We start from the raw sequence: 24181 nt of genomic DNA, 5'->3' as shown, positions 1-24181 counted from the left end.
ATATCACCCACTAAAGTGGGAACTTTCAAGTTCCAAAAAAATACAAATTCCAAAATATCTGCAAACCTGACAGGTCTCCAAGACCTGTTAGGTTTTTCGTTCCCAGACTACCTGTCTTTTGGGGGAGGTTGTGGCTCATTGTAAAGTAGAAATTAGGTGTTGGTCACTGGTTCTCCCGATAGCTATCGGGACAGTATCACCCACTAAAGTGGGAACTTTCAAGTTCCAAAAAAATACAAATTCCAAAATATCTGCAAACCTGACAGGTCTCCAAGACCTGTTAGGTTTTTCGTCTTCAGACTACCTGTCTTTGGGGGAGGTTGTGGCTCATTTTAAGTAGAAATGAGGGGTTGGTCACTAGCTATCGGGACAATATCACCCACGTTTGGAATTTTAAATTCCAAAATACAAATTACAATATCTGCAAACCTCAGAGATTTTAAAATCTGTGAGGATTATTTATCTTCGCTTTGAGCCTTTAGTTAAATCAACTCCATCACCCTTTCCAAAGCCATACCTCGCGATCCTTTGATCAATATGGTTCCTGCATTGAACTCTGATGGCTGAAACCAGGCCCTAAAAGCTTCAAAACTTTCAAATTTTTTGATCTTTTGAGAGGTGGTTTCTGTCTGGCTAAAATTGGAACCTATTGCGTAAACTTTATCTACAGGAGAGGTGGAGTAGTCGTCCAGTAATTGTTGATGTTCTTTTTTAGCTTCGGGACCCAATTCAAACATGTCTCCTAAAATGGCAATTTTTGGAGAGCCATCCATCCCGCTTAGGTTTTCGAGAGCTGCAGCCATACTGGAAGGATTGGCATTGTATGCGTCCAAAATGATCCTTCGGTTATTTTTTAGAATGATCTGTGATCTATTGTTCTGCGGACTGTATTCTTTTATAGCTGCAGTGATCTCTAAGGATGGAATTTCAAAATATGTGCCCACGGTATAGGCAGCCGCCATATTGGTGCCATTATACGCTCCTGTAAGCTTACCGCAGATCTTTGCTCCTTCTACCTCGATCCCTGCATAAGAATCTTCTCTAAAATATTTCAGGGTAACATCGGCTTTTTCAGAAGATCCAAAGCTGAAAACATGTGGATAGGAGGTTTCTTCTTTTTGAAGTGGATCATCCAGGTTCAGGAAAAGCAACTTTTTATGCTCTTTTAGATGGTCATACAGTTCCTTCTTGCCCTTTATTACGCCTTCCACGCTTCCGAAGCCTTCAAGATGGGCTTTACCAAAATTGGTGATGTAGCCATAGTCGGGCATGGCGAGACTGCACAGGAATTCAATTTCCTTTTGATGGTTGGCACCCATCTCTACAATACCAATTTCGGTCTTTTCATTCATGGAGAGAAGGGTAATTGGTACTCCAATGTGGTTGTTGAGATTTCCTGTAGTAGCCACAGTTCTGTACCTTTTTGAAAGCACTGCATTGAAAAGTTCTTTGGTGGTAGTTTTACCATTGCTGCCGGTAAGGGCAAGGATTGGAAGACCCAGGTGTTTCCTGTGGAATGATGCCAATTGCTGCAGTGCTTTAAGACTGTCTTCAACCTGGAGCAACCTTTTATCTTCATTTGGAAGATCTTCGTCAATAACTGCATATAATGCTCCTTTCTCGAGAGCTTCAGCAGCAAATTCATTGGCGTTAAAGTTTTCTCCTTTTAAGGCAAAGAAAATACTGTCCTTCCTGATCTTTCTTGTATCGGTGCTAATTCCGGAGCTATTTAAAAAAAGCTGGTGGAGTCTATCTATGTTCATAAAATAAAGCTATAAAAAAAGCCCTAATCAAATTAGGGCTTTCACATTTATATTTTCAGGAATATTAATTCTTTGCTGTCTTGTTTTTGTTGAGAGACTTGGAGCCTACTCGTGACATTGCATTTCTAAATCCAATATAATCGGTCGCCATATCCTGTGGGAAATATCTTCTTTGTGCAGGGTCCAACCAGTATGCACGGTCTCTCCAGCTTCCTCCCTTATATACACGTACGTTGTCATCTACAAGGGTTGTGCGACCTGTTGAAGTGTCGTACTCGAGGCTTTGCCCACCAACACTGTCTACAGTGGCAGTGTGTACAGGGGAATTATACATTCGTTTGTTTGGGTCTGCCATATCTTCATCCCCGAAAGAATCATAGTATCTTGAGGATTTCCTGTCACCATCTCTAAAGTTTCTTTGATCGCTTTCATTGAAGTTCGTACGAAGGTAAGTGTCTTCAGATGTGATAGGGACTGTTTTTATTTCTCCCGGAAGATTTCTTGCCACTATTCTTCCGTTGCTTAATGTATCATATTCAATTTCATCTACTCCCAATACCTTTACAGTTCCATCTTCTGTAATAGCGTGCTTAGTGTAAACATTACCTCGATAGTAGTTGAAGTCGTTAAATTCATCATCTACGATTGGGCGGTAAACATCGGCAACCCATTCGGCAACGTTTCCGGCCATATCGTAAAGTCCGAAATCATTTGGCTCATATGATTTAACTTCGGCAGTGATATCGGCACCGTCATCGCTCCATCCCGCAATTCCGCCGTAATCTCCATCGCCTTGTTTAAAGTTTGCCATTTGATCTCCACGTTTTCTAGCATCACCGCTTCGGGTGTACTGGCTGTCCCATGGATATTTTTTTCTTCCGCGGTAAACATTATAATTTCTAATCCCTACAAGTGCAAGGGCGGCATATTCCCACTCTGCTTCGGTAGGAAGACGATATTCAGGAAGTAGAACCCCATGCTTACGTTGCACGTAAAGGTTTGTACTATCCTCGGTCATATAACGATCTGTTTTATTTCCTCCACGTACAATACTGTCATTCCCGCCATAGGTCATGCTTGGTGCGTTAAGATAAGTTTCAGTGTTGAAAGTTTCACCGGGTTCGGCAGCAAATCTTGCGCCCTCGAGTGTGAATCCTTCCTTTTCAAGACGAAGTTCGTTCACTCTGTCTGTTCTCCATTTACTGAATTCAACAGCCTGGATCCAGCTCACTCCAACAACAGGATAGTTTGCATATGCAGGGTGACGCAGGTAGTTATTGGTCATGGTTTCATTATAACCCAACCTGTTTCTCCAAACCAAAGTATCTGGTAAAGCTCCCTGGTAGATATTTCTATATCTCTCTTCACTTGGAGGGTAAACTCTTTTTAAATAATCAAGGTATTCCAAATACATAAGATTTGTTACCTCGGTCTCGTCCATGTAGAAGGATTGAACGTGTTGCTGAGTAGGAGTGTTATTCCAGTCATGCATTACATCATCCTGCACACGTCCCATTGTAAAGGTTCCACCTTCTACAAATACAAGTCCTGGACCTGCTTCCTGCTCGTCATAGTCGGCATTGTAGTTAAAACCACCTTCTTTGGAATTAATATCCCAACCGGTAGCACGGGAATTGTTCTTGTAGTCTCTGGAGTTGTTACAGCTAAAAAGGCCAACGCTTACAGCGACGGCAAAAAGAGCTTTTACAGCAACTTTATTTCTCATATTCACAATATCTTTTATAGCAATTATGGCTTTGCAATATAGTAATTAACGCAAAACTACCAAGATTATTTCAACCGAAACGAAATCTTGTAGTTTCCTGTAAATCTTTATGATAACGCGACTTATAATGGTTTATTTCATGGCCTGCCACAACCTGAAAGTAAAAACATTGGGGCATTATACGGCAAAAGTAATGGTTTTTTGTCAACTTTTTTCTTTTCTTTAAGGTTCAGTGGAATTGATCTTCCGGTTTGTGAAGCTTATAGAAAAGGTCAATACAGGGTCAAACTTGAGAAAACACAGGAAAGTGGAGGCTCTGCATAAGCTTCTGTTAAAATAGACGTTATGTTAGGGTAAAATTGAGAAATTCGGTTCTTATAACTTATTCTAAAGGTTTTCGGGTATATTTGTTAATTATTAATAGTCCTATGAAAAAATTATCACTCTTCACCATATCGGTGATTTTGCTGTTTAGTGGGAAATCTTTTGCTCAGGAAGAACGTGATCGTGTGATCACCACGGCGGCTTCTACTTTAATGATCGCGGCCGATGCCCGTGCTGCCGGGCTTGGTGACCAGGGAGTGGCAACCTTTCCCGATGCCTATTCGCAACAATGGAATCCAGCCAAATATGTTTTTGTTGAACATCAGCAAGGTTTGGGCGTGAATTATACTCCTTATTTAAGTGAATTGGTGAATGATATATTTCTAGGGAATATCACCTATTATAATAGGATAAGTGAGAGAAGCGCATTTGGAGCAAGTTTAAAGTATTTTAGTATGGGTAATATTGAAGCCCGTGACTATCCAGACGAGGTGGCCAGAATCCTTAGTCCAAACGAATTCACCCTTGATCTTTCCTATGCGCTTAAATTAAGTGAGCATTTTTCTATGGCTGTAGCGGGAAGGTTCCTGCGGTCTGATCTTAAGATTGCAGAACTTGATCCAGATGCTTCTGCCGCCAGTACATTTGGAGTGGATGTGGCAGCTTTTTATCAAAGTGACCGCATTGACTACACAAGTTTTGACGGGCGATGGAGAGCAGGAGCAAATATTTCCAATATTGGACCTAAAATTAAATATGATGCCGGCGGGCAGGAAAATTTTATTCCTACCAATTTAAAACTGGGTGCAGGATTTGATTTTATCCTGGATATGTCTAACAGGATTGGCACTTATATAGAGTTCAATAAACTTCTGGTTCCAACCCCTAAAGATTTTGATCTTGATGGAGATATGGATGCAGAGGACATTCAGGAGTATAATTCTATTGGGGCTATTGAAGGTATTTTTAAATCTTTTGGAGATGCTCCAGATGGTTTCAGTGAAGAAATGAAAGAGGTGACCTATGCTTTAGGAGCCGAATATGTGTATCAGGAGGTTTTCTCCCTAAGGACAGGATATTTTCACGAAAGTCCTGAAAAGGGATCCCGTGAATTTATTTCTTTCGGGGCCGGGTTTAGGCATACAGTGGTAGATATCGACCTTTCTTACCTGTTCTCAACTTCCGAAGTCGTGAGTCCGCTGGAAGGAACACTGCGGTTTGGATTGACCTTTAACTTTGGAAGGCAATATGAACAGTATTAGTGATTATTTCAAGCTATAGCTGTTTTTTCCATTATGCATATCTTTGAATTACGAAACCAGAACTTAATATACTCCCGGGCTCTTTAGTCGCGGGAGCTTTTTTCTATAGAAACACCAAAAATGAAGACAATTACAATAAGTGCCGATCTTGAAGTTTACGACAATGAAGCTGAATTACCCGGTGATGTACAAAGTTTGATGGAGCAGGCAATTGAAGCCCGGGAGAAATCTTATTCTCCTTATTCACAATTTAAAGTTGGAGCAGCAATTCTTCTTGATAATGGAGAAGTAGTTACCGGAAGCAATCAGGAAAATGCATCCTATCCCGCAGGACTTTGTGCTGAGAGGACAGCCATTTTTTATGCGGGAGCAAAATATCCAAAAGCCAAAATTCTCAAAATGGCTCTAACCGCCCGGTCAGAAAACCATCAAATGGAGGTGCCTACGCCGCCCTGTGGTTCATGCCGCCAGGCTATTGCCGAGTACGAGGTAAAGCAGGAACAGCCCATTGAGATCTATTTCATGGGTGAGAAAGGGAAGGTGGTAAAATCCAGTTCTATTTCAGATCTTTTGCCGCTTATTTTCGACAATTCCTATCTATAACGTTTTCGCGCTTTTTCAAAGAGAAACTGTTTTTAGTTCCTTTTGAAAATAGTATTTTTGTGTTTCGCTTGGCGCAAGCATCGCTTAGCCTTAAAAATAAGTAGTTAAATGAAGAAAATCACAAAAGCCACTTACCTTAAGTGGTATGAGGACATGTTGTTTTGGCGTAAGTTTGAGGACAAACTGGCGCAGGTTTACATTCAGCAAAAAGTTAGAGGCTTTTTACACCTTTATAACGGGCAGGAGGCTATTCTTGCAGGTGCTTTACATGTAATGGATCTATCGAAGGATAAAATGATCACCGCCTATAGAAACCACGTTCAGCCAATTGGAATGGGAGTGGATCCAAGAAAGGTGATGGCCGAGTTGTATGGTAAGAAAACAGGAACTTCCCAGGGAATGGGTGGTTCTATGCATATTTTTTCTAAAGAACACCGTTTTTACGGAGGTCACGGGATCGTAGGAGGGCAAATTCCTCTTGGTGCCGGGCTTGCTTTTGCAGATAAATATTTCAAGAGAGATGCCGTTACGCTAACTTTTCTTGGAGACGGGGCAGCAAGACAGGGTTCGCTTCATGAGACCTTCACTATGGCTGTAAAATGGAATTTACCTGTAGTCTTTTGTGTAGAGAACAATGGTTATGCAATGGGAACTTCGGTTGCACGTACTTCAAAAAGTACAGAAATATGGAAACTTGGTCTTGGATATGATATGCCTTGTGGTCCTGTTGATGCAATGAATCCCGAGAAAGTGGCCGAGGCTCTTGATGAAGCAATTAAAAGAGCACGTAAAGGTGAGGGGCCAACTTTTCTTGAGTTGAAGACCTATCGTTATCGCGGGCACTCTATGAGTGATGCCCAGCAGTACCGTACAAAAGATGAGGTGGCCGAGTATCAAAAAATCGATCCAATCACACAGGTTAAGGATATCATCAAAAAGAACAAATACGCTACAGATAAAGAAATAAAAGAGATCGACAAGAAAGTAAAAGATCTTGTTTCTGAATGTGAGAAGTTTGCTGATGAGTCAGATTACCCAGAAGTGCAGACCATGTATGACGTAGTGTACGAACAAAAAGATTATCCGTTTTTACCCCATAAATTATAAGAATTATGGCAGAAGTTATTAAAATGCCACGTCTTAGCGATACCATGGAAGAGGGTGTTGTGGCAAAGTGGTTAAAACAAAAAGGTGACAAAATCGAAGAAGGGGATATCCTGGCCGAGATCGAAACAGATAAGGCGACCATGGAATTTGAATCTTTCTATGAGGGTACCTTGTTGCATATAGGAATTGAAGAAGGAGAAACTGCACCTGTTGATGCGTTGCTTGCCATTGTAGGAGAAGAAGGAGAGGATATTTCCTCACTTTTGGATGGAAAGGATGATGCATCACAAGACTCTTCTAAAGCTGACTCTAAGAGCGAAGCTAAAGCTGAAGAAAAGGCTGAATCTTCTTCAAAAGAAGATACCTCAGTTTCAACAGAAGATGCTTCTGAAGAAGGTGAGATCCCTGAAGGAGTAGAAGTGGTTAAAATGCCACGTCTTAGCGACACCATGGAAGAGGGAACTGTTGCTTCATGGTTAAAGAATGAAGGAGATGAAGTAGAAGAAGGAGAAATTCTTGCTGAAATTGAGACCGATAAAGCGACCATGGAATTTGAGTCTTTCTATTCCGGGACTTTGTTATATATAGGAATTAAGGAAGGGGAGACTGCTCCTGTAGATGCAGTTCTTGCTATCATTGGCCCTAAAGGTACAGATGTTTCTTCTATTGTTAAAAGCGGTGGGGCTGCAAAACCTGCAGCTTCCAAAAAGCAGGAAGATAAGAAAGAAGAGAAAGCTGAGGAAACCGAAAAGACTGAGCAGAGCACTACAACTTCAGACGGAAAGCGCATTTTTGCTTCTCCGCTTGCGAAGAAAATGGCCGAAGATCTTGGAATAGACCTTGCCGACGTTAAAGGTTCAGGAGAGAATAATCGAATTGTCAAAAAAGACATCGAGAACTATAAACCTTCAGAAAAAACTGCAGAGGCCAAACCGGTAACTGCGGCTTCACAGGAAGAAAAAGCTCAGCCTTCGGCAGTGCAAACTTATACTCCTGCAGGAGAAGAAAGTTTTGAAGAGGTGAAGAATTCTCAAATGCGTAAAACCATTGCGAAGAGACTTGCCGAATCTAAATACAACGCTCCTCACTACTATCTAACCATTGAGGTGGATATGAGTAATGCAATGGCAAACCGTAAGCAGATCAATGAAATTCCAGATGTCAAAGTTTCTTTCAATGATTTGGTGATAAAAGCTTCTGCCATGGCTTTGAGAAAACATCCAAGGGTGAATTCTCAATGGACGGGAGATACTACTAAAATAGCCAAACACATCCATATGGGGGTTGCAGTTGCAGTAGATGAAGGACTGGTAGTTCCGGTTCTTAAGTATGCAGATCAAATGTCATTGACTCAAATTGGTGGTAACGTTAAGGAACTTGCAGGAAAGGCACGAAATAAAAAGCTACAGCCCCAGGAAATGGAAGGCAGTACTTTTACCGTCTCTAACCTTGGAATGTTCGGTATTACAGAATTTACCAGTATCATCAATCAGCCAAACTCGGCAATTCTTTCTGTTGGAGCAATAGTTGAGAAGCCTGTGGTGAGGAATGGAGAGATCGTGGTAGGAAATACCATGAAGCTTACTCTTGCTTGTGATCATAGAACTGTAGATGGTGCAACAGGAGCACAATTCCTTGAAACACTTAAAACCTACATAGAGAATCCTGTGACCATGTTGGCATAAGGAAACCTGTAGACTAATACTTAAAAATCCCGCTTTTCGCGGGATTTTTTTATCTTTAGCCACATGAGAAAAAAAACCCTTACCGTCTTTGTTACTCTGGTGCTTTTAGTCCTCCTTGGCTGTAAACAAACTCAGAAAGTATCTGAAAATTCTAACCCTGAACCCATCACAGAATTTGATTCTTCCACGCAAATAGCTATTGAAGAAGCAATAACTAAAGATGGAATTAGCAGCATCTTGAAATATCTGTCTTCAGATGAACTGGAAGGGCGAAAAACCGGAAGTGAGGGTATTGACAAAGCAGCCGATTATATTCAAATCATTCTAAGAAAGAGCGGGGTAAAACCCTTTTTTGAGACCTATAGAGATTCTTTCCAGGTGAAGGATATGGCAGGTTTTAATGTTGTGGGTCTTGTAGAGGGCACAGATTCCAGCTTAAAAGATGAATATATAATTATTGGTGCTCATTATGACCACGTTGGGATAGTGGAGCCTGTAGAGGGCGATTCAATTGCCAATGGAGCTAATGACAACGCGGCAGGAACCACAGCTGTTTTGAAATTAGCCGCATACTTCGCTGAAAATCCTCCTAAAAGGAGTATTTTATTCACTCTTTTTTCCGCGGAAGAATTAGGCCTTGTTGGAGCAAAACATTTGGCAGAAAGGCTGGAAAAAGAAGCTATAGACCTTTATGTGATGTTCAACATTGAGATGGTGGGCATACCAATGATGGATAAAGATTATCTGGTTTACCTTACAGGTTATGAAAGGTCAAATTTCGCTGAAAAGTTCAATGAATATTCAAATAATCAGGTTCTGGGTTTTCTTCCCCAGGCGAAAGAATATCAGCTTTTTAAAAGGAGTGACAATTATCCCTTTTTTGAGAGGTTTAATGTTCCGGCACAAACAATTTCTTCGTTTGACTTTACCAATTATGAATATTACCATCATGTGAATGATGAATTTGAAGAAATGGATCTTGACCATTTAGAAAATGTTATTGAAAGCCTTATTCCGGGATTGACCGCAATGGCCAATTCCCCCGAGAAGGAAATTAAGATGCACACGAAATGAAAAATATAATTATAACAGGAACCAGCCGTGGGATTGGCCTTGAGCTGGTAAAAAAGCTGGCTGGCGAAGGGCATAAAATATTAGCTCTTTCAAGAAACACTAAACCGGTTGAGACGCTGAGATTGGAAAATGTACAAACTTTTCCTTTTGATATCACTGCGGAAGCTGATCTTGAAAAAGCAGTGGGATTTGTAAAAGAAAACTGGAGGCAAGTGGATATCCTTATTCACAATGCCGGAGCTATCATAAATAAACCTTTTGAAGAAATAACTTCCGAAGAATTTGAAAAAGTTTACAAGATCAATGTCTTTGGAGTAGCAGCTCTTACGAGAAAAATGCTGCCGTTAATGAACAAAAAGGGACATGTTGTGACGGTAAGCAGCATGGGAGGCGTTCAGGGCAGCATGAAATTCCCCGGCCTTTCTGCTTATAGCTCAAGCAAAGCAGCGGTGATCAACTTAACCGAAATTCTTGCTGAAGAATATAAAGAAACCGGTCCGTCATTTAATGTATTGGCTTTGGGTGCAGTGCAAACGGAAATGCTGGAAGAGGCTTTCCCCGGCTATAAAGCTCCGTTGCAACCTTCGGAAATGGCTAAGTATATAGCAGATTTTTCCCTTACCGGAAATAAATTTTATAACGGAAAATTACTGCAGGTTTCCAGCAGTACCCCCTAGGATAATGAAAAATATTCTCGAGAAATATATACCCACTCATGCCGTCGAGCCAATATTTGGCTTGATTAAAGTGAATAATATACATCTCAAGATCGTGAATGAAAGGAAGACCCGGCATGGGGATTATAGGAATCTGCCCGGAGGAACGCATCAAATCACTGTTAACGCCAACCTCAATAGATACCGTTTCCTTATCACCCTGGTTCATGAAATTGCACATTTGGTAGCTTTTGAGCATTTTGGAAGGCAAATTAAACCTCATGGTGCAGAATGGAAAAGAAGTTTTCAAAAACTAATGTTGCCATTCATTAGGCCCGAGATCTTTCCTGCGCAGTTACTTCCTTTGATCGCCCGGCATTTTAAGAACCCCAAGGCGAGTAGTGATACAGATGCTCATCTTGCTGTAGCTTTAAAACAGTTTGATGAGGATAACGATAAAAACTACATTTTTGAGATCCCGCATGGTGGAATATTCAGGATCTATAACGGTAAAGTTTTTAAAAAAGGAGAAAGACGTATTAAACGATACGAATGCCTGGAGGTCAAAACAGGAAGAATTTACCTTTTTCAACCCAATGCGGAGGTGGAATTATTAAAAACAGCCAATTAGTATGAAGGAAAATAATTTTGCAGTTTTAATGGCTGGGGGAGTAGGTTCAAGATTTTGGCCGGTAAGTACAGCAGCAAGACCTAAGCAATTCCGGGACCTGTTAGGAAAGGGGGAAACATTGATTCAAACCACCTTCAACCGACTTGTAGCGCTTGTACCACCCGAAAATATTTATGTGCTTACCAATGAAAGTTATGAGGAGCTGGTAAAGGAGCAGTTGCCACATTTAAGCGCAGAACAAATTGTACTTGAACCTGTAATGAGGAATACTGCGCCTGCAGTATTACTGGCGGCTCTTAAGATTAGAAAAAAAGACAGTAATGCAGTAATGATTATGGCACCCAGTGATCACTGGATAGAAAATGAAAATGCTTTTTTAGAAGACATTACAACTGCTTTTGAAGCTGCAAGAGGTGAGGATAAAATTGTGACTTTGGGAATTAAACCTACTTTTCCCAATACCGGGTATGGCTATATTAAATTCGATCCTACATGGAATGACAAAGTAAAACCTGTTGATGTTTTCACTGAAAAACCTTCATATCAGGTCGCCAGGTCTTTCTTTGATAGTGGTAAGTACCTATGGAATGCGGGAATATTTATATGGAATGTTGATTACATAATCAGATCCTTCCAAAGAAACCTACCCGCGATGTACAAATTGTTTTCCAAAGAAGAAGATGTTCTTAATACTTCCGCAGAAAAGGCTTTTATAAAAGAGAATTTTCCGGCAGCAGAAAATATTTCGATTGACTACGGAATTCTTGAGAAGGAAAAGGGAACGGTATATGTCATTCCGGCTTCTTTCGATTGGAACGATCTGGGTACCTGGGGATCCCTATATGACGAAAGTGTAAAGGATGAAGATAACAATGCAGCTTTAAATGCACGTCTCTATTCCGAGAATGCAACTGGAAATATAATTTCTTCAGATAAAAATAAAGTAGTGGTTATTGAAGGTTTGAGAGACCATGTAATTGTAGATGAAAATGAGATCCTGCTTATAGTGCCGCGGGCGAAGGAGCAGGATATAAAGGGCCTAAGGGAGCGGGTTCAGAAAAAATTTGGAGAAAATCTTGGTTAGTTAATGGAAAATAATTCAGGAAGTAATACGATTTCACCCTCGGGAGAAGAAAACAAAGGCAGGACTGTTCTAAAGGAGATAAAGGAATTCTTGCGGGAACTCCTGGATATACATGATGATACAGATCGTGAGACGACGCTGGAGATAGTGAAGCGCGATATCTCTTTTAAAGGACATAATGCCTGGATCCTTATATTTTCGATATTTGTGGCTTCTATTGGCCTTAACGTGAGTAGTACTGCCGTTGTCATTGGTGCCATGTTAATTTCACCTCTTATGGGACCGATCGTAGGAATAGGATTTTCGGTTGCCATTAATGATATAGATACGCTCAAGCGAAGCCTTGTAAATCTAGGGGTGATGGTAGTGCTTAGTGTACTTACTGCTTACCTGTACTTTCTCATTTCCCCTATAAAAGAGGAAACTCCCGAACTGGTCGCCCGTACCTATCCTACCATTCTGGATGTCCTGGTTGCCATCTTTGGCGGAATGGCATTGATAGTTGCCAAGACCAAGAAAGGTGCAATTGCGAGTGTGATCATGGGAGTAGCTATTGCCACAGCCCTTATGCCGCCGCTTTGTACAGTAGGCTACGGGCTTGCAACTGCACAGTGGAACTATGCAGGTGGTGCTTTATATCTCTTTTCGATCAATTCTGTCTTTATTGCTTTGTCTACTTTTTTAGTAGCTAAACTTCTTAGATTTCCATTGGTAAAGTACGTAAACAGTAGGCACCGTAGAAACACAGCCCGGCTTGCATCTTTAATCGCCATTCTGGTGATGATCCCGAGTATCATTCTATTTGTGAATTTATTAAGGGAGCAGGTCTTTGTAAGTAAGACAAAAGAATTTGTGGATGAGGTGATTAACTATCCCGGCGCTGAGGTCTTTAAATTTGAGCAAAATTACAAGACCAAGATCATAGAGGTCTATCTTATTGGCCGCACAGTTCCCCAGGAACAGATCGCTGAGTGGGTTGAGCAGATCAAGGAGAAACCTAATCTTGAGGATGTGGTATTGGAAATCTATCAGGGATCAGATCAAAGTTCAGAAATGGCAAGCCGACTTTCCTCGCAAGTAAGAGCAGGGATCCTTGAAGACCTGTATGTGAGGAATCAACAGCTGGTAGAGGATAAGGATGCTCGTATCCAGCTTTTGGAGCAGGAATTGGTGAAATATAGAAGTACGGGAATTCCTTTTGAAGCTATTTCAAAAGAAGCCAGGATCAATTATTCAGGGATTCAGGAAATGAGCTATGCCAACAATCTTGTGACTAACTTTTCTAAAATAGACACTATTCCAACCTTTAATGTTAGATGGTCTTCTAATTTAAGCCCTGCGGCGCGAAGAGCCGAAATGAATAAACTGGAGCAATGGCTGCAGTTAAGATTAGCACTTGATACTCTGGTAGTGAGAACAGTTAATTAATTTAAAGCCCCTGTTGCTGTGCCTCACGCACTTTTTTAAACAGGTCTGAGGAATAAACGAAATCGGTTACTGTTTCATCGTCAGTCTTAAAGATCTTCGATTTATCACCCTTCCAGGCAAGCACTCCATCTTTTAAAAAAGCAATATTTTCGCCTATTTCAAGGAGAGAGTTCATGTCATGGGTAATGACCACCGTAGTAATATCATATTCCACAGTAAGTTCGTGAATTAGATTATCAATAACAGTAGCAGTATGAGGATCAAGACCCGAATTTGGTTCATCACAAAATAAATATTTTGGTCTGTTCACAATAGCGCGTGCAATTGCAACACGTTTTTGCATCCCGCCACTTATTTCTGCAGGATATTTTTTTCCGGAATCCACGAGGTTTACTCTTTCAAGAACCTCATCAACCCTGGTTTTTAATTCACTTTTTTTCTTTTTTGTAAACATTCTCAAAGGGAACATCACATTTTCTTCCACTGTCATAGAATCAAATAATGCCCCTCCCTGGAACAGCATGCCCATTTCCTGTCGCAAATCCCTTTTTTGTTCATCATTAAAGGTGGAATAAGGTTTGCCGTCGTATTCAATAGTGCCTTTCTCGGGGGTAAAAAGTCCTAGCATACATTTCATCAATACGCTTTTACCCGACCCGGACTGACCTATTACCAGGTTAGTTTTCCCTGTCTCAAATACGAAATCAATCCCTCTAAGGATATGCTCATCTCCAAAACTCTTATGTAAACCTTTAACTTCTATCATTAGCTGAGTAATAATTGAGTAACTATGTAATTCGTAACAATAATAACCACACTGGTCCAGACAAAAGAGGTAGTACTCGCTTTCCCTACTTCAAGAGAACCTCCTTTCATGTAGTAGCCATGGTAAGAGGGGATGGTGGCCAGTATAAAAGCAAAGAGGAAGGTTTTAAAGAATGCGTAAAAAAGATGGTATGGATCAAACTCTTCCTGTAGGCCCTGTAAAAAAACTTCTGCCGGGACAAACCCTCCCATCACTGCCGCAGTGTATGCTCCCAAGACTCCCAGGAACATTGAAATCGCAATAACAAATGGATAGGTGAACATAGCAATGATCTTCGGAAAAACAAGGTAATTAAGGGAATTTATTCCCATTACTTCGAGTGCATCAATTTGTTCTGTAACCCTCATAGACCCTATACTGGAAGTAATAAAGGAACCTACTTTCCCTGCCATGATTATGGAAATAAAAGTTGGGGAGAACTCAAGAATAATAGATTGTCTTGCCGCAAAAGCAATAAGACTTTTTGGAATTAAAGGATTATTAAGATTGAGCGCCGTCTGTAATGCCACAACCCCTCCAATGAAGAAGGAAAGGAAAGCTACAATTCCCAGGGAGCCAATAATGATCTCGTCTATTTCCTTAAAAATCAATTCTTTTAAAACCGAGCGTTTGGTCATTCTTCCAAATACGCCTTTCAACATTAAGAAATATTCCCCAATAGACTGCAGGTACCTCATTTTAAGCTTTTGTAGCGGCTAAAATACTAATTTTTTGAAGGAATCTATTTAAGCTTAACTTAATCTTAAACTCCCCAAACTTTGTATTTTTACAACAAAATTTTTTAGATGAGATATTATATCCAGGTCTTTCTTTTGACCTTTTATTTTACAGCAGCCAGCGCACAGGAAACTTCTAACAGACCTTTTGATTCGGAAAAAGATCTTTATGCAACCCCTAAACTTGTAGTAGGGGTAGTAGTGGACCAAATGCGCTATGATTACATTACCAGGTTCTGGACTCACTACGGAGATGAAGGCTTTAAAAAACTGGTTTCTGAAGGATTTAACCTTAGAAACAATCATTTCAATTACGTTCCTACTTATACAGGACCCGGTCATGCTTCTGTTTATACTGGCGCTGCACCCGGTACTCACGGCATTATAGGAAATAACTGGTATAACAAATTTGAAAAAGAATATGTGTACTGCGTAGAAGATGCTTCGGTTGAGCCGATAGGAACTATGGATGAGGCCGGAAAAATGTCTCCTCACCGACTAATAACTACGACAGTGGCCGATGAAAACCGACTGCACACTCAAATGAGAGGCAAAACTATTGGAATTGCATTAAAAGATAGAGGAGCAGTGTTACCTGCAGGTCATACTGCCAATGCAGCCTATTGGTTTCATGGTGAAAACGAGGGTAATTGGATCACCAGTTCATTTTATACCAGCCAACTTCCGGAATGGGTAGAAAATTTTAACTCCTCTGGAAAAGCAGATTCTTATCTTAAACCCTGGACTACGGTTGCAAATATTGACAGCTACATTGAAAGTGGGGTAGATGTAAATGATTTCGAAGGTGGTTTTAGCGGCAAGGCAGATACCGGATTTCCTTATGACCTTGGAGCTTTAAAAGATCAAAATGGAGGATATGACATTATAAAAGCCACTCCATATGGGAATAGCCTTACCACAGATTTTGCCATAGCTGCACTTGATGGAGAGCAACTGGGGAAAGATATCCATACTGATTTTCTCACGGTGAGCTATTCTTCTACAGATTACATTGGTCATAATTTTGGGGTGAACTCTAAGGAAATACAGGATGTTTACCTTAGGCTGGATTTGGAGCTGGCACGGCTACTCAAAAATCTGGATGAGAAAGTAGGAAAGGGAAATTATACTTTATTCCTCACTTCAGATCATGGCGGAGTGCATGTTCCCGCTTATTTGGAAACAGTGAATATTCCCTCTGGATATTTTGAATTTGACGAGCTTAAAAAGGACCTTAATAATTTTCTTATGGGGAAGTACCAAAAAGAAAACCTGGTGGAGAATATCTCCAACAATCAAATATTCTTTAATTATAATGAGGTTCTAAAAATGGATGTTTCTTCTGAAGAACTTCAGCAAGAAATTGCCCATTTTCTCTTACAGTACGATAAAATTAACAGGGTGTTTACCAGAAGCCAGTTACAATCGGCTAGTTTTTCAGAAAAGATAGCATCGACTGTTGAGAACGGTTTTAATCAAAAGCGAAGTGGAGATGTTGTTATGGTTCTCGAGCCTTCGGTGATTTCCTATTCCCGCACCGGTTCTACTCATGGAAGTGGTAACAATTACGATACTCACGCCCCATTAATATTTTACGGAAAAGGAATAAAATCCGGAAATAGCCTGGAAAGAACAGAGATCGTTGATATAGCGCCAACAATTTCAGCTTTGCTTGGGATCCCTTTTCCTAATGGAGCAACGGGGCGGCCCCTGCATATGGTTTTTGAAAACTAATTAAAAGATCTTTGACAACATCTTTTTATACCGGAGCCTTCTAATGAAGGCTCCTTCTTTTTTACCCACTAAAAACGGCATTTTTGAAGCCTTTGCTCTTCGGAAGCCGTTCATGTAATCCAGCGCAAGCTTAAGATCTCCTTTTTTCATGGCAAGTTTAACTGAAGCAATTCCAGTAATAAACCAGCCGTAGCGGAGCTTGTAAAAAGCCTCACCCTGTTTCCATTTTGCTGCTTTATTATAAGTTAAGCCGGTAGGGCGCAGGTGTTTTACTGCCAAAGAAGGATCTGTTTTTATTTTCCAGCCATTGTACTGGGCCAGTAACTCATCAACTGTGTCCCAGCCCATGGAAGGCTTTAGTCCGCCAATATCTTCAAAGCAGGCTTTTCGATAGGCTTTGAGAGCACCGCGAATGTGATCTTTATCTGTAAGACTCTCCAGTTTCCAGTTTCCGTTTTTTTCCAAATGACAAAAGCCGCCGGCCATACCCACTTTGGGATCTTCCTCAAAATGTTTTTTTATGGTTTCCAGGTAATTTTCCGGGAAAATAAGATCGGCATCAAATTTACAGATGATATCAAATTCCCCATCCAGCTGCCCGAGACCAAAATTGAAAGCATTGATCACTTTACTGCCGGGTAAATGTGCTTCGGAAGAAGTAGTGCTCCCTAGAGAAATAAAAGGAAATTTTTCAGCGAAATTCTTTACAACTTCAGCAGTGTTGTCAGAGGATTGATCATCGACAACCACGATCTTATCCGGTTTCAGGGTTTGTTCTGAAAGGGATTTGAGGGTCTTTCCGATAAATTCCGCTTCATTATGGGCGGGAATGACAATGTAGAATTTCAATGCTGCAAAAACTTTCAGCTAAAGTACAATTTTTGAATATCTGTTTGAGCAGGAGAGCGTAAACTGAAAGATTTAAAAATCAGGAATGAACAGGTTTAACTTCAGAAAAGCAAAGGTGTCAAAAAAGGTATTTTTGATTATCCTTTTCTTTCGGCATAAACAGCGTAGTAGCGCGGAGTAAATTTCCGAAGCAGCGGTCTTATGCCAATCTTACTCACAGGATTTGTCCACTTATGGCGCTTCTTTATTTCCCAGCCTGCTTTTTCCAGCAACCAGTCGAATTGCCAGTCCTCAAATTCATGGTAATGCCTGTCCCACTTATCGGTTTTGCTTCGGTAGGCGGGAGAGAACCAAAGCCTTAAAGGCACACTTGCGACAAGTTTTTTAGCGCGGATATCCCTCAGCACATTGAAAGGCGCCACGAGGTGCTCAAAAATCTCAAAAGCGGTAACAATTTCGGCAGTGGAGGTCCTTACGCTTTCGGTATCCACGTCTAGGTCTTCTCCCCGTGTATTTGTGACGTGGTAGCCGTGTTCTTCCATCACCTTGGTGAATGGATTACGCACTCCCAGGTCCAGGATATTTGCCGGGGCAGGGGCGACACTCGTTAAAAAATCAGTGGTTTCTTTATATCGCTTATCGGGAAATGTTTTTTCGTACATTTTATAACTGGTACACAATGGCATTGATGTTCATCCCCGCACCAACGCTGGCCAGAATAATAACATCTCCTTTTTCTAAAGATTGCCCCTGCATTTTCCCTTTTAGGATAAGGTCGAGGAGAGTAGGCACCGTTGCAACACTACTGTTGCCCAGTTTGTCAATACTCATTGGCATGATTCCCTCGGGTACCTGTCTTTCGTAAAGCTTGTAAAAACGTTTTAGAATGGCTTCATCCATTTTTTCATTTGCCTGGTGGATGAGGATCTTTTTAACGTCGTCTATATTCTTTCCGCTTTTCTCAAGACAGCTCTTCATAGCATCGGGAACATGGCTTAATGCGAATTCATAGATCTTGCGACCATGCATCTTTATGTATCTGCGTTCGTCTTTTGCTTCGCGGTTGTTCGACTTTCCGAAGAAAATGAAATTTGCTTCTTCAAAAGAATAGGTTGCACTTTCATAAGCAAGAATTCCTCCCTCTTCTTCACTGGCTTCAATAACCGTAGCTCCTGCACCATCTGAATAGATCATGGAATCCCTATCGTGCTTGTCAACCACCCGGGAAAGAGTTTCAGAACCAATCACAAGGCATTTTTTGGCCATCCCGCTTTGAATAAAAGCTTTCGCCTGAATAACGGCTTCCACCCAGCCAGGGCATCCAAAAAGAATGTCATAGGCGACGCATTTAGGATTTTTTATGCGAAGCTTGTGCTTCACCCTGGTGGCAATGCTTGGAACGGTATCGCTCTGCAGGTCGTTATGAAGTACATCGCCATAGTTATGAGCGACAATGAGATAATCCAGTTCTTCGGGGTTGATCCCAGAATCTTCAATGGCGCTGTTTGCGGCCAGATAAGCAATGTCTGAATTGTTTAGCTCGTTATTAATATAGCGCCTTTCGGCAATACCGGTGATTGCCTTGAATTTCTCAATTATAACCGTATTCGACTGAGGAAAAACAGATCCGTCTTCATATAAAAACTTATGTTCCTGAAAATCTGAATTCCTTTCAATTCTTTCTGGAATGTAACTTCCTACGCCCGTGATTTTAATGCTCATTCTGTGTTAGTTAAGGTGTCGCCAAGTTTCAAAATTAATAAATGTATGGCCGGTTTCCTTCAATTTTTACTATAAAAATCACCTTTTATGGTATCGCTAAAAGATCATAGGAAATATTTTCTTCTGGTTAAAAAAGGTAAAGGTTTTCTGTCGATTACTTAATAATTTGTTAAAAAATAATTAACCAAAAAGAGAAAAGGCTGTTGAAAAACCCTGCGAAAGGTTAATCTGCACTTATTAAAGATTTAAATCTATCCGAAAATCAGATAAAAAAGTCTTTTAAACAAATCCAGATGAACGATTAATGATTTTTCAACAGCCTCCTTTTTGTTAATCCTCCATATATTCTTCTATGGGGGCACAGGTACAAATGAGGTTCCTGTCTCCAAAAGCTTCGTCTACTCTTCTAATTGAAGGCCAGAATTTATTTTCGGCCAGGTAATCCATAGGGAAAGCGGCTTTTTGCCTTGTGTATGGGAAATTCCACTCCTCTACGGTCAACATGGCAAGAGTATGCGGAGAATTCTTAAGCACATTATTTGGTTCATCTTCTTTGGCCTCATTAATTTCTTTCCTAATGGAAATAAGTGCGTCACAGAATCTGTCCAGTTCTTTTTTGCTTTCACTCTCGGTAGGCTCTATCATAAGAGTTCCTGCAACAGGGAAAGAAACCGTTGGTGCATGGAAGCCATAGTCAATAAGTCTTTTTGCAATATCTGTAACTTCTATTCCTTTTGCTTTAAAAGGCCGACAGTCCACGATCATTTCGTGTGCTGCTCTGCCACGCTCTCCACTGTAAAGGGTTTTATAATGCTCTTCGATTCGCGCTTTGATATAGTTGGCATTCAAAATAGCAAACTGTGTTGCTCTTTTTAGGCCTTCTGCGCCAAGCATCTTAATATAACCATAGGAAATTAGACATACAAGCGCAGAACCCCATGGCGCCGCAGAAATCGCGGTAATGGCATCATCTCCTCCGGTCTTGATAACAGGATTCCCCGGAAGGAAAGGTACAAGTTGCTCAGCCACACAAATAGGACCAACTCCAGGGCCACCACCACCGTGTGGGATAGCGAAGGTTTTGTGCAGGTTGAGGTGACAAACATCGGCGCCAATTACTCCGGGACTGGTAAGTCCAACCTGGGCATTCATGTTTGCACCATCCATATAAACCTGTCCGCCGTATTCGTGGATAATGTTTATGATCTCAACAATAGCCGATTCAAATACCCCGTGTGTGGAAGGGTAGGTGACCATTAAGGCTGCCAGGTTATCTTTATGTTTCAGAGCTTTTTCCTTAAGGTCATCAACATCGATATTTCCGGTTTCGGTAGATTTTGTAACAACTACTTTCATTCCCGCCATTACTGCCGAAGCCGGATTGGTTCCGTGAGCAGATGACGGGATTAGGCAAATATTCCTGTGGGATTCATTTCTGGATTCGTGGTATTTGCGAATGACCATTAGACCCGCGTATTCCCCTTGTGCGCCCGAATTGGGTTGCAGGGACGTACCGGCAAATCCCGTGATTTCTGTTAATTGCTCTTCAAGTTTCTTGAGAACGATCTGGTAACCTTCTGCCTGTTCAACAGGAACAAACGGGTGCAGGTTTCCCCATTGCGGGTAACTAATTGGCAACATCTCGGCAGCTGCATTAAGTTTCATTGTGCAGGAACCAAGGGAGATCATGGAGTGATTAAGAGAAAGATCCTTACGCTCCAGTTTTTTAATATATCGCATCAACTCTGTTTCTGAATGATAGGAGTTGAAAACCTCATTTTTCAGGAATTCTGTTTTGCGTTCTACTGAAGCCGGAATATGACTTTTTTCTGAAAGCTGGGAAACAGTTATGGTTTCTTTACCTGCAGCTTCAGCAAAAATGGAGACGATGGTGTTAATGTCATCGATATTGGTTGCCTCATTTAGAGAGATTGCAACAACATCTGAAGCCGGATAATAGAAATTCACTTCATTTCTTTCAGCAATTTCTTTAACTTTTGCGGCTTCAGCCTTTACCAGCACAGTGTCGAAAAAAGTAGAATTGAGCTGTGAATAACCTAGTTTTTCAACACTTTCGGCAACTGTTACGGCACAACTATGAACTTTGTTGGCAATAAACTTCAATCCTCTTGGACCGTGGTAAACCGCGTACATTCCTGCCATGACAGCAAGTAGCACCTGCGCAGTACAGATATTTGATGTAGCCCTGTCTCTTTTAATGTGTTGTTCACGGGTTTGCAAAGCCATACGAAGGGCAAAGTTGCCATCTGTATCTTTTGTAACTCCAATGATCCTTCCCGGAATACTTCTTTTATATTCTTCTTTGGTTGCGAAATAAGCTGCATGTGGACCTCCGTAACCCAGGGGAATACCAAACCGCTGAGTCGTACCTACAACCACGTCAACTCCAAACTCACCGGGAGCACGTAGCTTCACAAGGCTCAAAATATCTGCAGCAACTGCAGTTTTTATATTATTTTCTTTTGCTTTTGCAACAAAAGGGGCATAGTCATAAACCTGTCCCATCTTACCGGGATACTGAAGAAAAGCTCCAAAGAAATCCTTAAAGAAATCAAATTCTTCGTGATCTCCAATTACCAGTTCAATTCCCAGAGGGATTGCACGGGTTTTTAAAACATCAATGGTTTGGGGAAGCACAGCTTCAGAAACAAAGAATTTATTTACTTCATTCTTCTTTTGATCCCGCTCTCTTACTTCAAATAACAAAGACATAGCTTCGGCTGCTGCGGTACCTTCATCAAGCAAAGAAGCATTAGCCAGTTCGAGTCCCGTAAGATCGGCTACTACTGTCTGGAAATTAAGAAGAGCTTCCAGCCTTCCCTGGGCAATCTCGGCCTGGTAGGGAGTATAGGCGGTATACCATCCCGGGTTTTCAAGAATATTTCGCTGAATGACCGGGGGCGTTATAGATTGGTGGTACCCCAGACCAATATAAGTCCTGAAAACCTTATTTTTGGCAGCCAGTGAAATACTATGAGCGATGTATTCGTGCTCACTCATGGCAGGAGCCAGTTCAAGATCCTTTTTTAGGCGGATATCATCGGGCAGGGTTTCGTAGATTAGCTGGTCTATTGAATCAACTCCAATGGTCTCCAACATATCTTTTAGATCGTGTTCCCGGGGGCCTATATGACGTGTGGCAAAAGAAAAAGTATTCATCAAGTAAAAGTTGTGTTTTGAAGGGCGAAAATACGCAATTTCAACCTAAATTTTAATGATTTAGAGCAGCAAGATTTGCAAAGTTTTTCCATTCTTTATTCTGCTCTTAAACAATCATGAAGAAGATATTCGATTTCTATATTAACAGCAGTATACACGTGGCTTTGGCAGTTGTTTCCCTTTGCCTTATCACTGTGCTGTATTATGAAGTGGAACTGAATATTTTTCTTCTGTTTTTCCTCTTTTTTGGAGCTGTTTCGGGCTATAACTTTGTGAAGTATGCAGGGGTGGCGGGATTACATCATCGCAGCCTAGCCAGGGAGCTTAAAAACATCCAGGTTTTTTCTATTTTCTGCTTTACAGGATTGGTCTTTACGGTGTTTTTTATTGATCCTGAAATTTTACTTTGGAGTTCCTTTTTTGGCGCGCTAACTTTGCTCTACGCTTTACCGGTATTCAGTAAAAAAAGAAATCTTAGAAGTATATCTGGAATTAAGATCTTCATTATCGCATTCGTATGGGCGGGGGTGACAGTTATACTTCCAGTTTTAGGTGTCAAAAATGCCATTTTAGATGATCTATTATTGGAATTTCTGCAGCGTTTTCTTTTGGTAGTGGTGTGGATCCTTCCGTTTGAAATTCGGGATCTTAAATACGATCTGGAAAAACTGGGAACCATACCCCAGCGGGTAGGGGTGACGCCAACAAAAATTCTGGGATTAATTGTACTGGCAGTGGTAGTGATAATTGAATTTATAAAAGGTGCAGCCACCCTGGAAACTAAACTGGTGCTGGGAATAATAGCAGTAGTGACCGCTATTTTTGTTTGGAAAACCAAAGAAAATCAATCCCGCTACTTTGCTTCTTTTTGGGTTGAGGGAATTCCCGTGCTGTGGTTAATGCTTCTTTTGCTGATTAGAAACCTGTGAGTTTTCTTGTTTGATCTTTTCTTTAAAATTTTCTTTTTCCTGGTGAGAGCAGGCTTTTAAATCGGCTTTTTTCAACAAACCCGAAAGTTTCTTATTGTCCTGATAGTAATCCTTGCACATCCTGCAAAAGTAGAGGTGTAGTTTAAGTTTAATCTTCTCCCGGAGACTTACCTCCTTGTATTCGGTTTTTTCACAGAGTTCTGCTGCTTCTGAACAACTTAGTTTCATAAAACTTATTCCCTTCATATTAAAACCAGTTTTTCTCCAGGCATTTGGCCAGAGCAATTCTGGCCCTGTGAATGATAACCCAGAAGTTAGACGGACTAATATTGAATTCATTACAAATGGCCTCCGTATCTATGCCATCAATAGTTTTCATTTTAAAGATAGTTGCCTGCTTCTCATTAAGCTGGTCAAGGCATTCAAGAATTGCAAGTCCCAGTTCCCGGTTCTCCATTTGATCTTCGGCTGTCATGACAGAGAGATCTGCAACTTTTTCCTCCAGCCAGTCCCCTTCATTGTCGCTGTTGGGAAAATTCATTTTTACTTCTGCCTGCCCTTTAGACGAATTGTTGCGGCGGTAGTAATCAATGATCTTCCGTTTAAGAATGGAAATAAGCCAGGTTCTTTCCGATGCTTCCCCCTTAAAGTTCTTCATGGAATTTAGCCCGGCCAAAAAGGTTTCAGAAATAATATCATTCGCCACTTCCCGGTCATTTACCCGCACAATGGTATAGTTGAACAGGTAATCTGCATACCGGTCAACCCATTTTTCGGGATTAAGATGGTTCTTTTCCATTTCCTGAACGTGGTCTCTCTCTCAAAAATAACAAAAGATTCGGTTATAATTATCCTAAAACCTTGGGCTGTTGCTGCGGAATT

The 24181-nt window shown here is 41.0% G+C and carries 21 protein-coding genes; 11 read left to right on the top strand and 10 right to left on the bottom strand.

Going from position 1 to position 24181, the window contains the following annotated elements; all coding sequences use genetic code 11:
• Positions 1 to 482 precede the first annotated feature (482 nt).
• Together LA313_RS13355 and gldJ are read right to left on the bottom strand one after the other, a co-directional pair.
• Complete coding sequence (locus tag LA313_RS13355) at positions 483 to 1763, bottom strand: UDP-N-acetylmuramoyl-tripeptide--D-alanyl-D-alanine ligase (protein ID WP_228915803.1); 1281 nt, start codon at positions 1761 to 1763, stop codon at positions 483 to 485.
• A gap of 64 nt (positions 1764 to 1827) precedes the next feature.
• Positions 1828 to 3489 carry a gliding motility lipoprotein GldJ gene (gene gldJ, locus LA313_RS13350; protein WP_228915802.1) on the bottom strand — a complete coding sequence of 554 codons (1662 nt, stop codon included), beginning with the start codon at positions 3487 to 3489 and terminating at the stop codon, positions 1828 to 1830.
• 428 nt (positions 3490 to 3917) lie between these two features.
• On the opposite strand from gldJ, the gene porV reads away from it, so the two are divergent.
• From porV to LA313_RS13305, 9 genes are all read left to right on the top strand, one after another.
• A complete protein-coding gene (gene porV / locus LA313_RS13345) occupies positions 3918 to 5075 on the top strand; it encodes a type IX secretion system outer membrane channel protein PorV (RefSeq protein WP_228915800.1) in 1158 nt (385 codons plus the stop codon).
• Between the two features lie 120 nt (positions 5076 to 5195).
• Complete coding sequence (gene cdd, locus LA313_RS13340) at positions 5196 to 5678, top strand: cytidine deaminase (RefSeq protein ID WP_228915798.1); 483 nt, start codon at positions 5196 to 5198, stop codon at positions 5676 to 5678.
• A gap of 108 nt (positions 5679 to 5786) precedes the next feature.
• Positions 5787 to 6785, top strand: a complete 999-nt coding sequence (gene pdhA / locus LA313_RS13335) for a pyruvate dehydrogenase (acetyl-transferring) E1 component subunit alpha (protein WP_228915796.1) — start codon at positions 5787 to 5789, stop codon at positions 6783 to 6785.
• Positions 6786 to 6790: 5 nt separating this feature from the next.
• Positions 6791 to 8470, top strand: coding sequence for a pyruvate dehydrogenase complex dihydrolipoamide acetyltransferase (locus LA313_RS13330; protein WP_228915794.1), 1680 nt, complete (start codon positions 6791 to 6793; stop codon positions 8468 to 8470).
• Between the two features lie 63 nt (positions 8471 to 8533).
• Positions 8534 to 9544: a M28 family metallopeptidase gene (locus tag LA313_RS13325; protein WP_228915792.1), complete on the top strand. Its 1011-nt coding sequence runs from the start codon at positions 8534 to 8536 to the stop codon at positions 9542 to 9544.
• Positions 9541 to 10221 carry an SDR family NAD(P)-dependent oxidoreductase gene (locus LA313_RS13320; RefSeq protein ID WP_228915790.1) on the top strand — a complete coding sequence of 227 codons (681 nt, stop codon included), beginning with the start codon at positions 9541 to 9543 and terminating at the stop codon, positions 10219 to 10221. Before LA313_RS13325 ends, LA313_RS13320 begins: the two co-directional genes overlap by 4 nt.
• Before the next feature lie 4 nt (positions 10222 to 10225).
• The gene (locus LA313_RS13315; RefSeq protein WP_228915788.1) at positions 10226 to 10831 is read left to right on the top strand and encodes a SprT-like domain-containing protein; all 606 of its coding nucleotides are present in this window, start codon (positions 10226 to 10228) and stop codon (positions 10829 to 10831) included.
• A gap of 1 nt (position 10832) precedes the next feature.
• Positions 10833 to 11915, top strand: coding sequence for a mannose-1-phosphate guanylyltransferase (locus tag LA313_RS13310; RefSeq protein ID WP_228915786.1), 1083 nt, complete (start codon positions 10833 to 10835; stop codon positions 11913 to 11915).
• Positions 11916 to 11918: 3 nt separating this feature from the next.
• A complete protein-coding gene (locus LA313_RS13305; protein WP_228915784.1) occupies positions 11919 to 13343 on the top strand; it encodes a DUF389 domain-containing protein in 1425 nt (474 codons plus the stop codon).
• Between the two features lies 1 nt (position 13344).
• Here LA313_RS13305 and LA313_RS13300 read toward each other — a convergent pair whose 3' ends face one another.
• Both LA313_RS13300 and LA313_RS13295 read right to left on the bottom strand, forming a co-directional pair.
• Positions 13345 to 14109, bottom strand: a complete 765-nt coding sequence (locus LA313_RS13300) for an ABC transporter ATP-binding protein (protein ID WP_228915782.1) — start codon at positions 14107 to 14109, stop codon at positions 13345 to 13347.
• Positions 14109 to 14846, bottom strand: coding sequence for an MlaE family ABC transporter permease (locus LA313_RS13295; protein WP_228915780.1), 738 nt, complete (start codon positions 14844 to 14846; stop codon positions 14109 to 14111). Before LA313_RS13295 ends, LA313_RS13300 begins: the two co-directional genes overlap by 1 nt.
• 108 nt (positions 14847 to 14954) lie before the next feature.
• Here LA313_RS13295 and pafA point away from each other — a divergent pair, with 108 nt between their 5' ends.
• Positions 14955 to 16619, top strand: coding sequence for an alkaline phosphatase PafA (gene pafA, locus LA313_RS13290; protein ID WP_228915778.1), 1665 nt, complete (start codon positions 14955 to 14957; stop codon positions 16617 to 16619).
• On the opposite strand, the gene LA313_RS13285 is transcribed toward pafA, so the two are convergent.
• The 4 genes from LA313_RS13285 to gcvP form a co-directional block, all read right to left on the bottom strand.
• On the bottom strand, positions 16620 to 17468 hold the full coding sequence (locus LA313_RS13285; protein ID WP_228915776.1) for a glycosyltransferase: 849 nt from the start codon (positions 17466 to 17468) through the stop codon (positions 16620 to 16622). It lies immediately after the preceding gene.
• 137 nt (positions 17469 to 17605) lie between these two features.
• Positions 17606 to 18130 (bottom strand): methyltransferase, encoded by a 525-nt coding sequence (locus tag LA313_RS13280; protein ID WP_228915774.1) that lies wholly within the window; start codon positions 18128 to 18130, stop codon positions 17606 to 17608.
• 1 nt (position 18131) lies between these two features.
• Positions 18132 to 19190, bottom strand: a complete 1059-nt coding sequence (locus tag LA313_RS13275; protein ID WP_228915772.1) for a 3-oxoacyl-ACP synthase III family protein — start codon at positions 19188 to 19190, stop codon at positions 18132 to 18134.
• Positions 19191 to 19520: 330 nt separating this feature from the next.
• Positions 19521 to 22370 (bottom strand): aminomethyl-transferring glycine dehydrogenase, encoded by a 2850-nt coding sequence (gene gcvP, locus LA313_RS13270; protein ID WP_228915770.1) that lies wholly within the window; start codon positions 22368 to 22370, stop codon positions 19521 to 19523.
• Between the two features lie 116 nt (positions 22371 to 22486).
• Here gcvP and LA313_RS13265 point away from each other — a divergent pair, with 116 nt between their 5' ends.
• Positions 22487 to 23299, top strand: coding sequence for a UbiA prenyltransferase family protein (locus tag LA313_RS13265; RefSeq protein ID WP_228915767.1), 813 nt, complete (start codon positions 22487 to 22489; stop codon positions 23297 to 23299).
• Here LA313_RS13265 and LA313_RS13260 read toward each other — a convergent pair.
• Positions 23267 to 23545 carry a hypothetical protein gene (locus LA313_RS13260; RefSeq protein ID WP_228915765.1) on the bottom strand — a complete coding sequence of 93 codons (279 nt, stop codon included), beginning with the start codon at positions 23543 to 23545 and terminating at the stop codon, positions 23267 to 23269. The two genes, LA313_RS13265 and LA313_RS13260, sit on opposite strands and share 33 nt — an antisense overlap.
• Before the next feature lies 1 nt (position 23546).
• The gene (locus LA313_RS13255; RefSeq protein WP_228915763.1) at positions 23547 to 24098 is read right to left on the bottom strand and encodes a sigma-70 family RNA polymerase sigma factor; all 552 of its coding nucleotides are present in this window, start codon (positions 24096 to 24098) and stop codon (positions 23547 to 23549) included.
• Positions 24099 to 24181 lie beyond the last annotated feature (83 nt).

It is taken from the genome of Salinimicrobium sediminilitoris, from assembly GCF_020866905.1.
Classification (GTDB): domain Bacteria; phylum Bacteroidota; class Bacteroidia; order Flavobacteriales; family Flavobacteriaceae; genus Salinimicrobium; species Salinimicrobium sediminilitoris.
This window is presented reverse-complemented; position numbering and strand designations above follow the sequence as displayed.

Bases quoted from the DNA above. Each gene is read 5' to 3' on its own strand.
- LA313_RS13295 (WP_228915780.1), bottom strand. From the start codon at position 14,846: ATGAGGTACCTGCAGTCTATTGGGGAATATTTCTTAATGTTGAAAGGC.
- gcvP (WP_228915770.1), bottom strand. From the start codon at position 22,370: ATGAATACTTTTTCTTTTGCCACACGTCATATAGGCCCCCGGGAACAC.
- pdhA (WP_228915796.1), top strand. From the start codon at position 5,787: ATGAAGAAAATCACAAAAGCCACTTACCTTAAGTGGTATGAGGACATG.
- LA313_RS13300 (WP_228915782.1), bottom strand. From the start codon at position 14,109: ATGATAGAAGTTAAAGGTTTACATAAGAGTTTTGGAGATGAGCATATC.
- LA313_RS13330 (WP_228915794.1), top strand. From the start codon at position 6,791: ATGGCAGAAGTTATTAAAATGCCACGTCTTAGCGATACCATGGAAGAG.
- gldJ (WP_228915802.1), bottom strand. From the start codon at position 3,489: ATGAGAAATAAAGTTGCTGTAAAAGCTCTTTTTGCCGTCGCTGTAAGC.
- LA313_RS13275 (WP_228915772.1), bottom strand. From the start codon at position 19,190: ATGAGCATTAAAATCACGGGCGTAGGAAGTTACATTCCAGAAAGAATT.
- LA313_RS13355 (WP_228915803.1), bottom strand. From the start codon at position 1,763: ATGAACATAGATAGACTCCACCAGCTTTTTTTAAATAGCTCCGGAATT.
- porV (WP_228915800.1), top strand. From the start codon at position 3,918: ATGAAAAAATTATCACTCTTCACCATATCGGTGATTTTGCTGTTTAGT.
- LA313_RS13280 (WP_228915774.1), bottom strand. From the start codon at position 18,130: ATGTACGAAAAAACATTTCCCGATAAGCGATATAAAGAAACCACTGAT.
- LA313_RS13310 (WP_228915786.1), top strand. From the start codon at position 10,833: ATGAAGGAAAATAATTTTGCAGTTTTAATGGCTGGGGGAGTAGGTTCA.
- LA313_RS13320 (WP_228915790.1), top strand. From the start codon at position 9,541: ATGAAAAATATAATTATAACAGGAACCAGCCGTGGGATTGGCCTTGAG.
- LA313_RS13260 (WP_228915765.1), bottom strand. From the start codon at position 23,545: ATGAAGGGAATAAGTTTTATGAAACTAAGTTGTTCAGAAGCAGCAGAA.
- LA313_RS13315 (WP_228915788.1), top strand. From the start codon at position 10,226: ATGAAAAATATTCTCGAGAAATATATACCCACTCATGCCGTCGAGCCA.
- LA313_RS13265 (WP_228915767.1), top strand. From the start codon at position 22,487: ATGAAGAAGATATTCGATTTCTATATTAACAGCAGTATACACGTGGCT.
- pafA (WP_228915778.1), top strand. From the start codon at position 14,955: ATGAGATATTATATCCAGGTCTTTCTTTTGACCTTTTATTTTACAGCA.
- LA313_RS13325 (WP_228915792.1), top strand. From the start codon at position 8,534: ATGAGAAAAAAAACCCTTACCGTCTTTGTTACTCTGGTGCTTTTAGTC.
- LA313_RS13305 (WP_228915784.1), top strand. From the start codon at position 11,919: ATGGAAAATAATTCAGGAAGTAATACGATTTCACCCTCGGGAGAAGAA.
- cdd (WP_228915798.1), top strand. From the start codon at position 5,196: ATGAAGACAATTACAATAAGTGCCGATCTTGAAGTTTACGACAATGAA.
- LA313_RS13255 (WP_228915763.1), bottom strand. From the start codon at position 24,098: ATGGAAAAGAACCATCTTAATCCCGAAAAATGGGTTGACCGGTATGCA.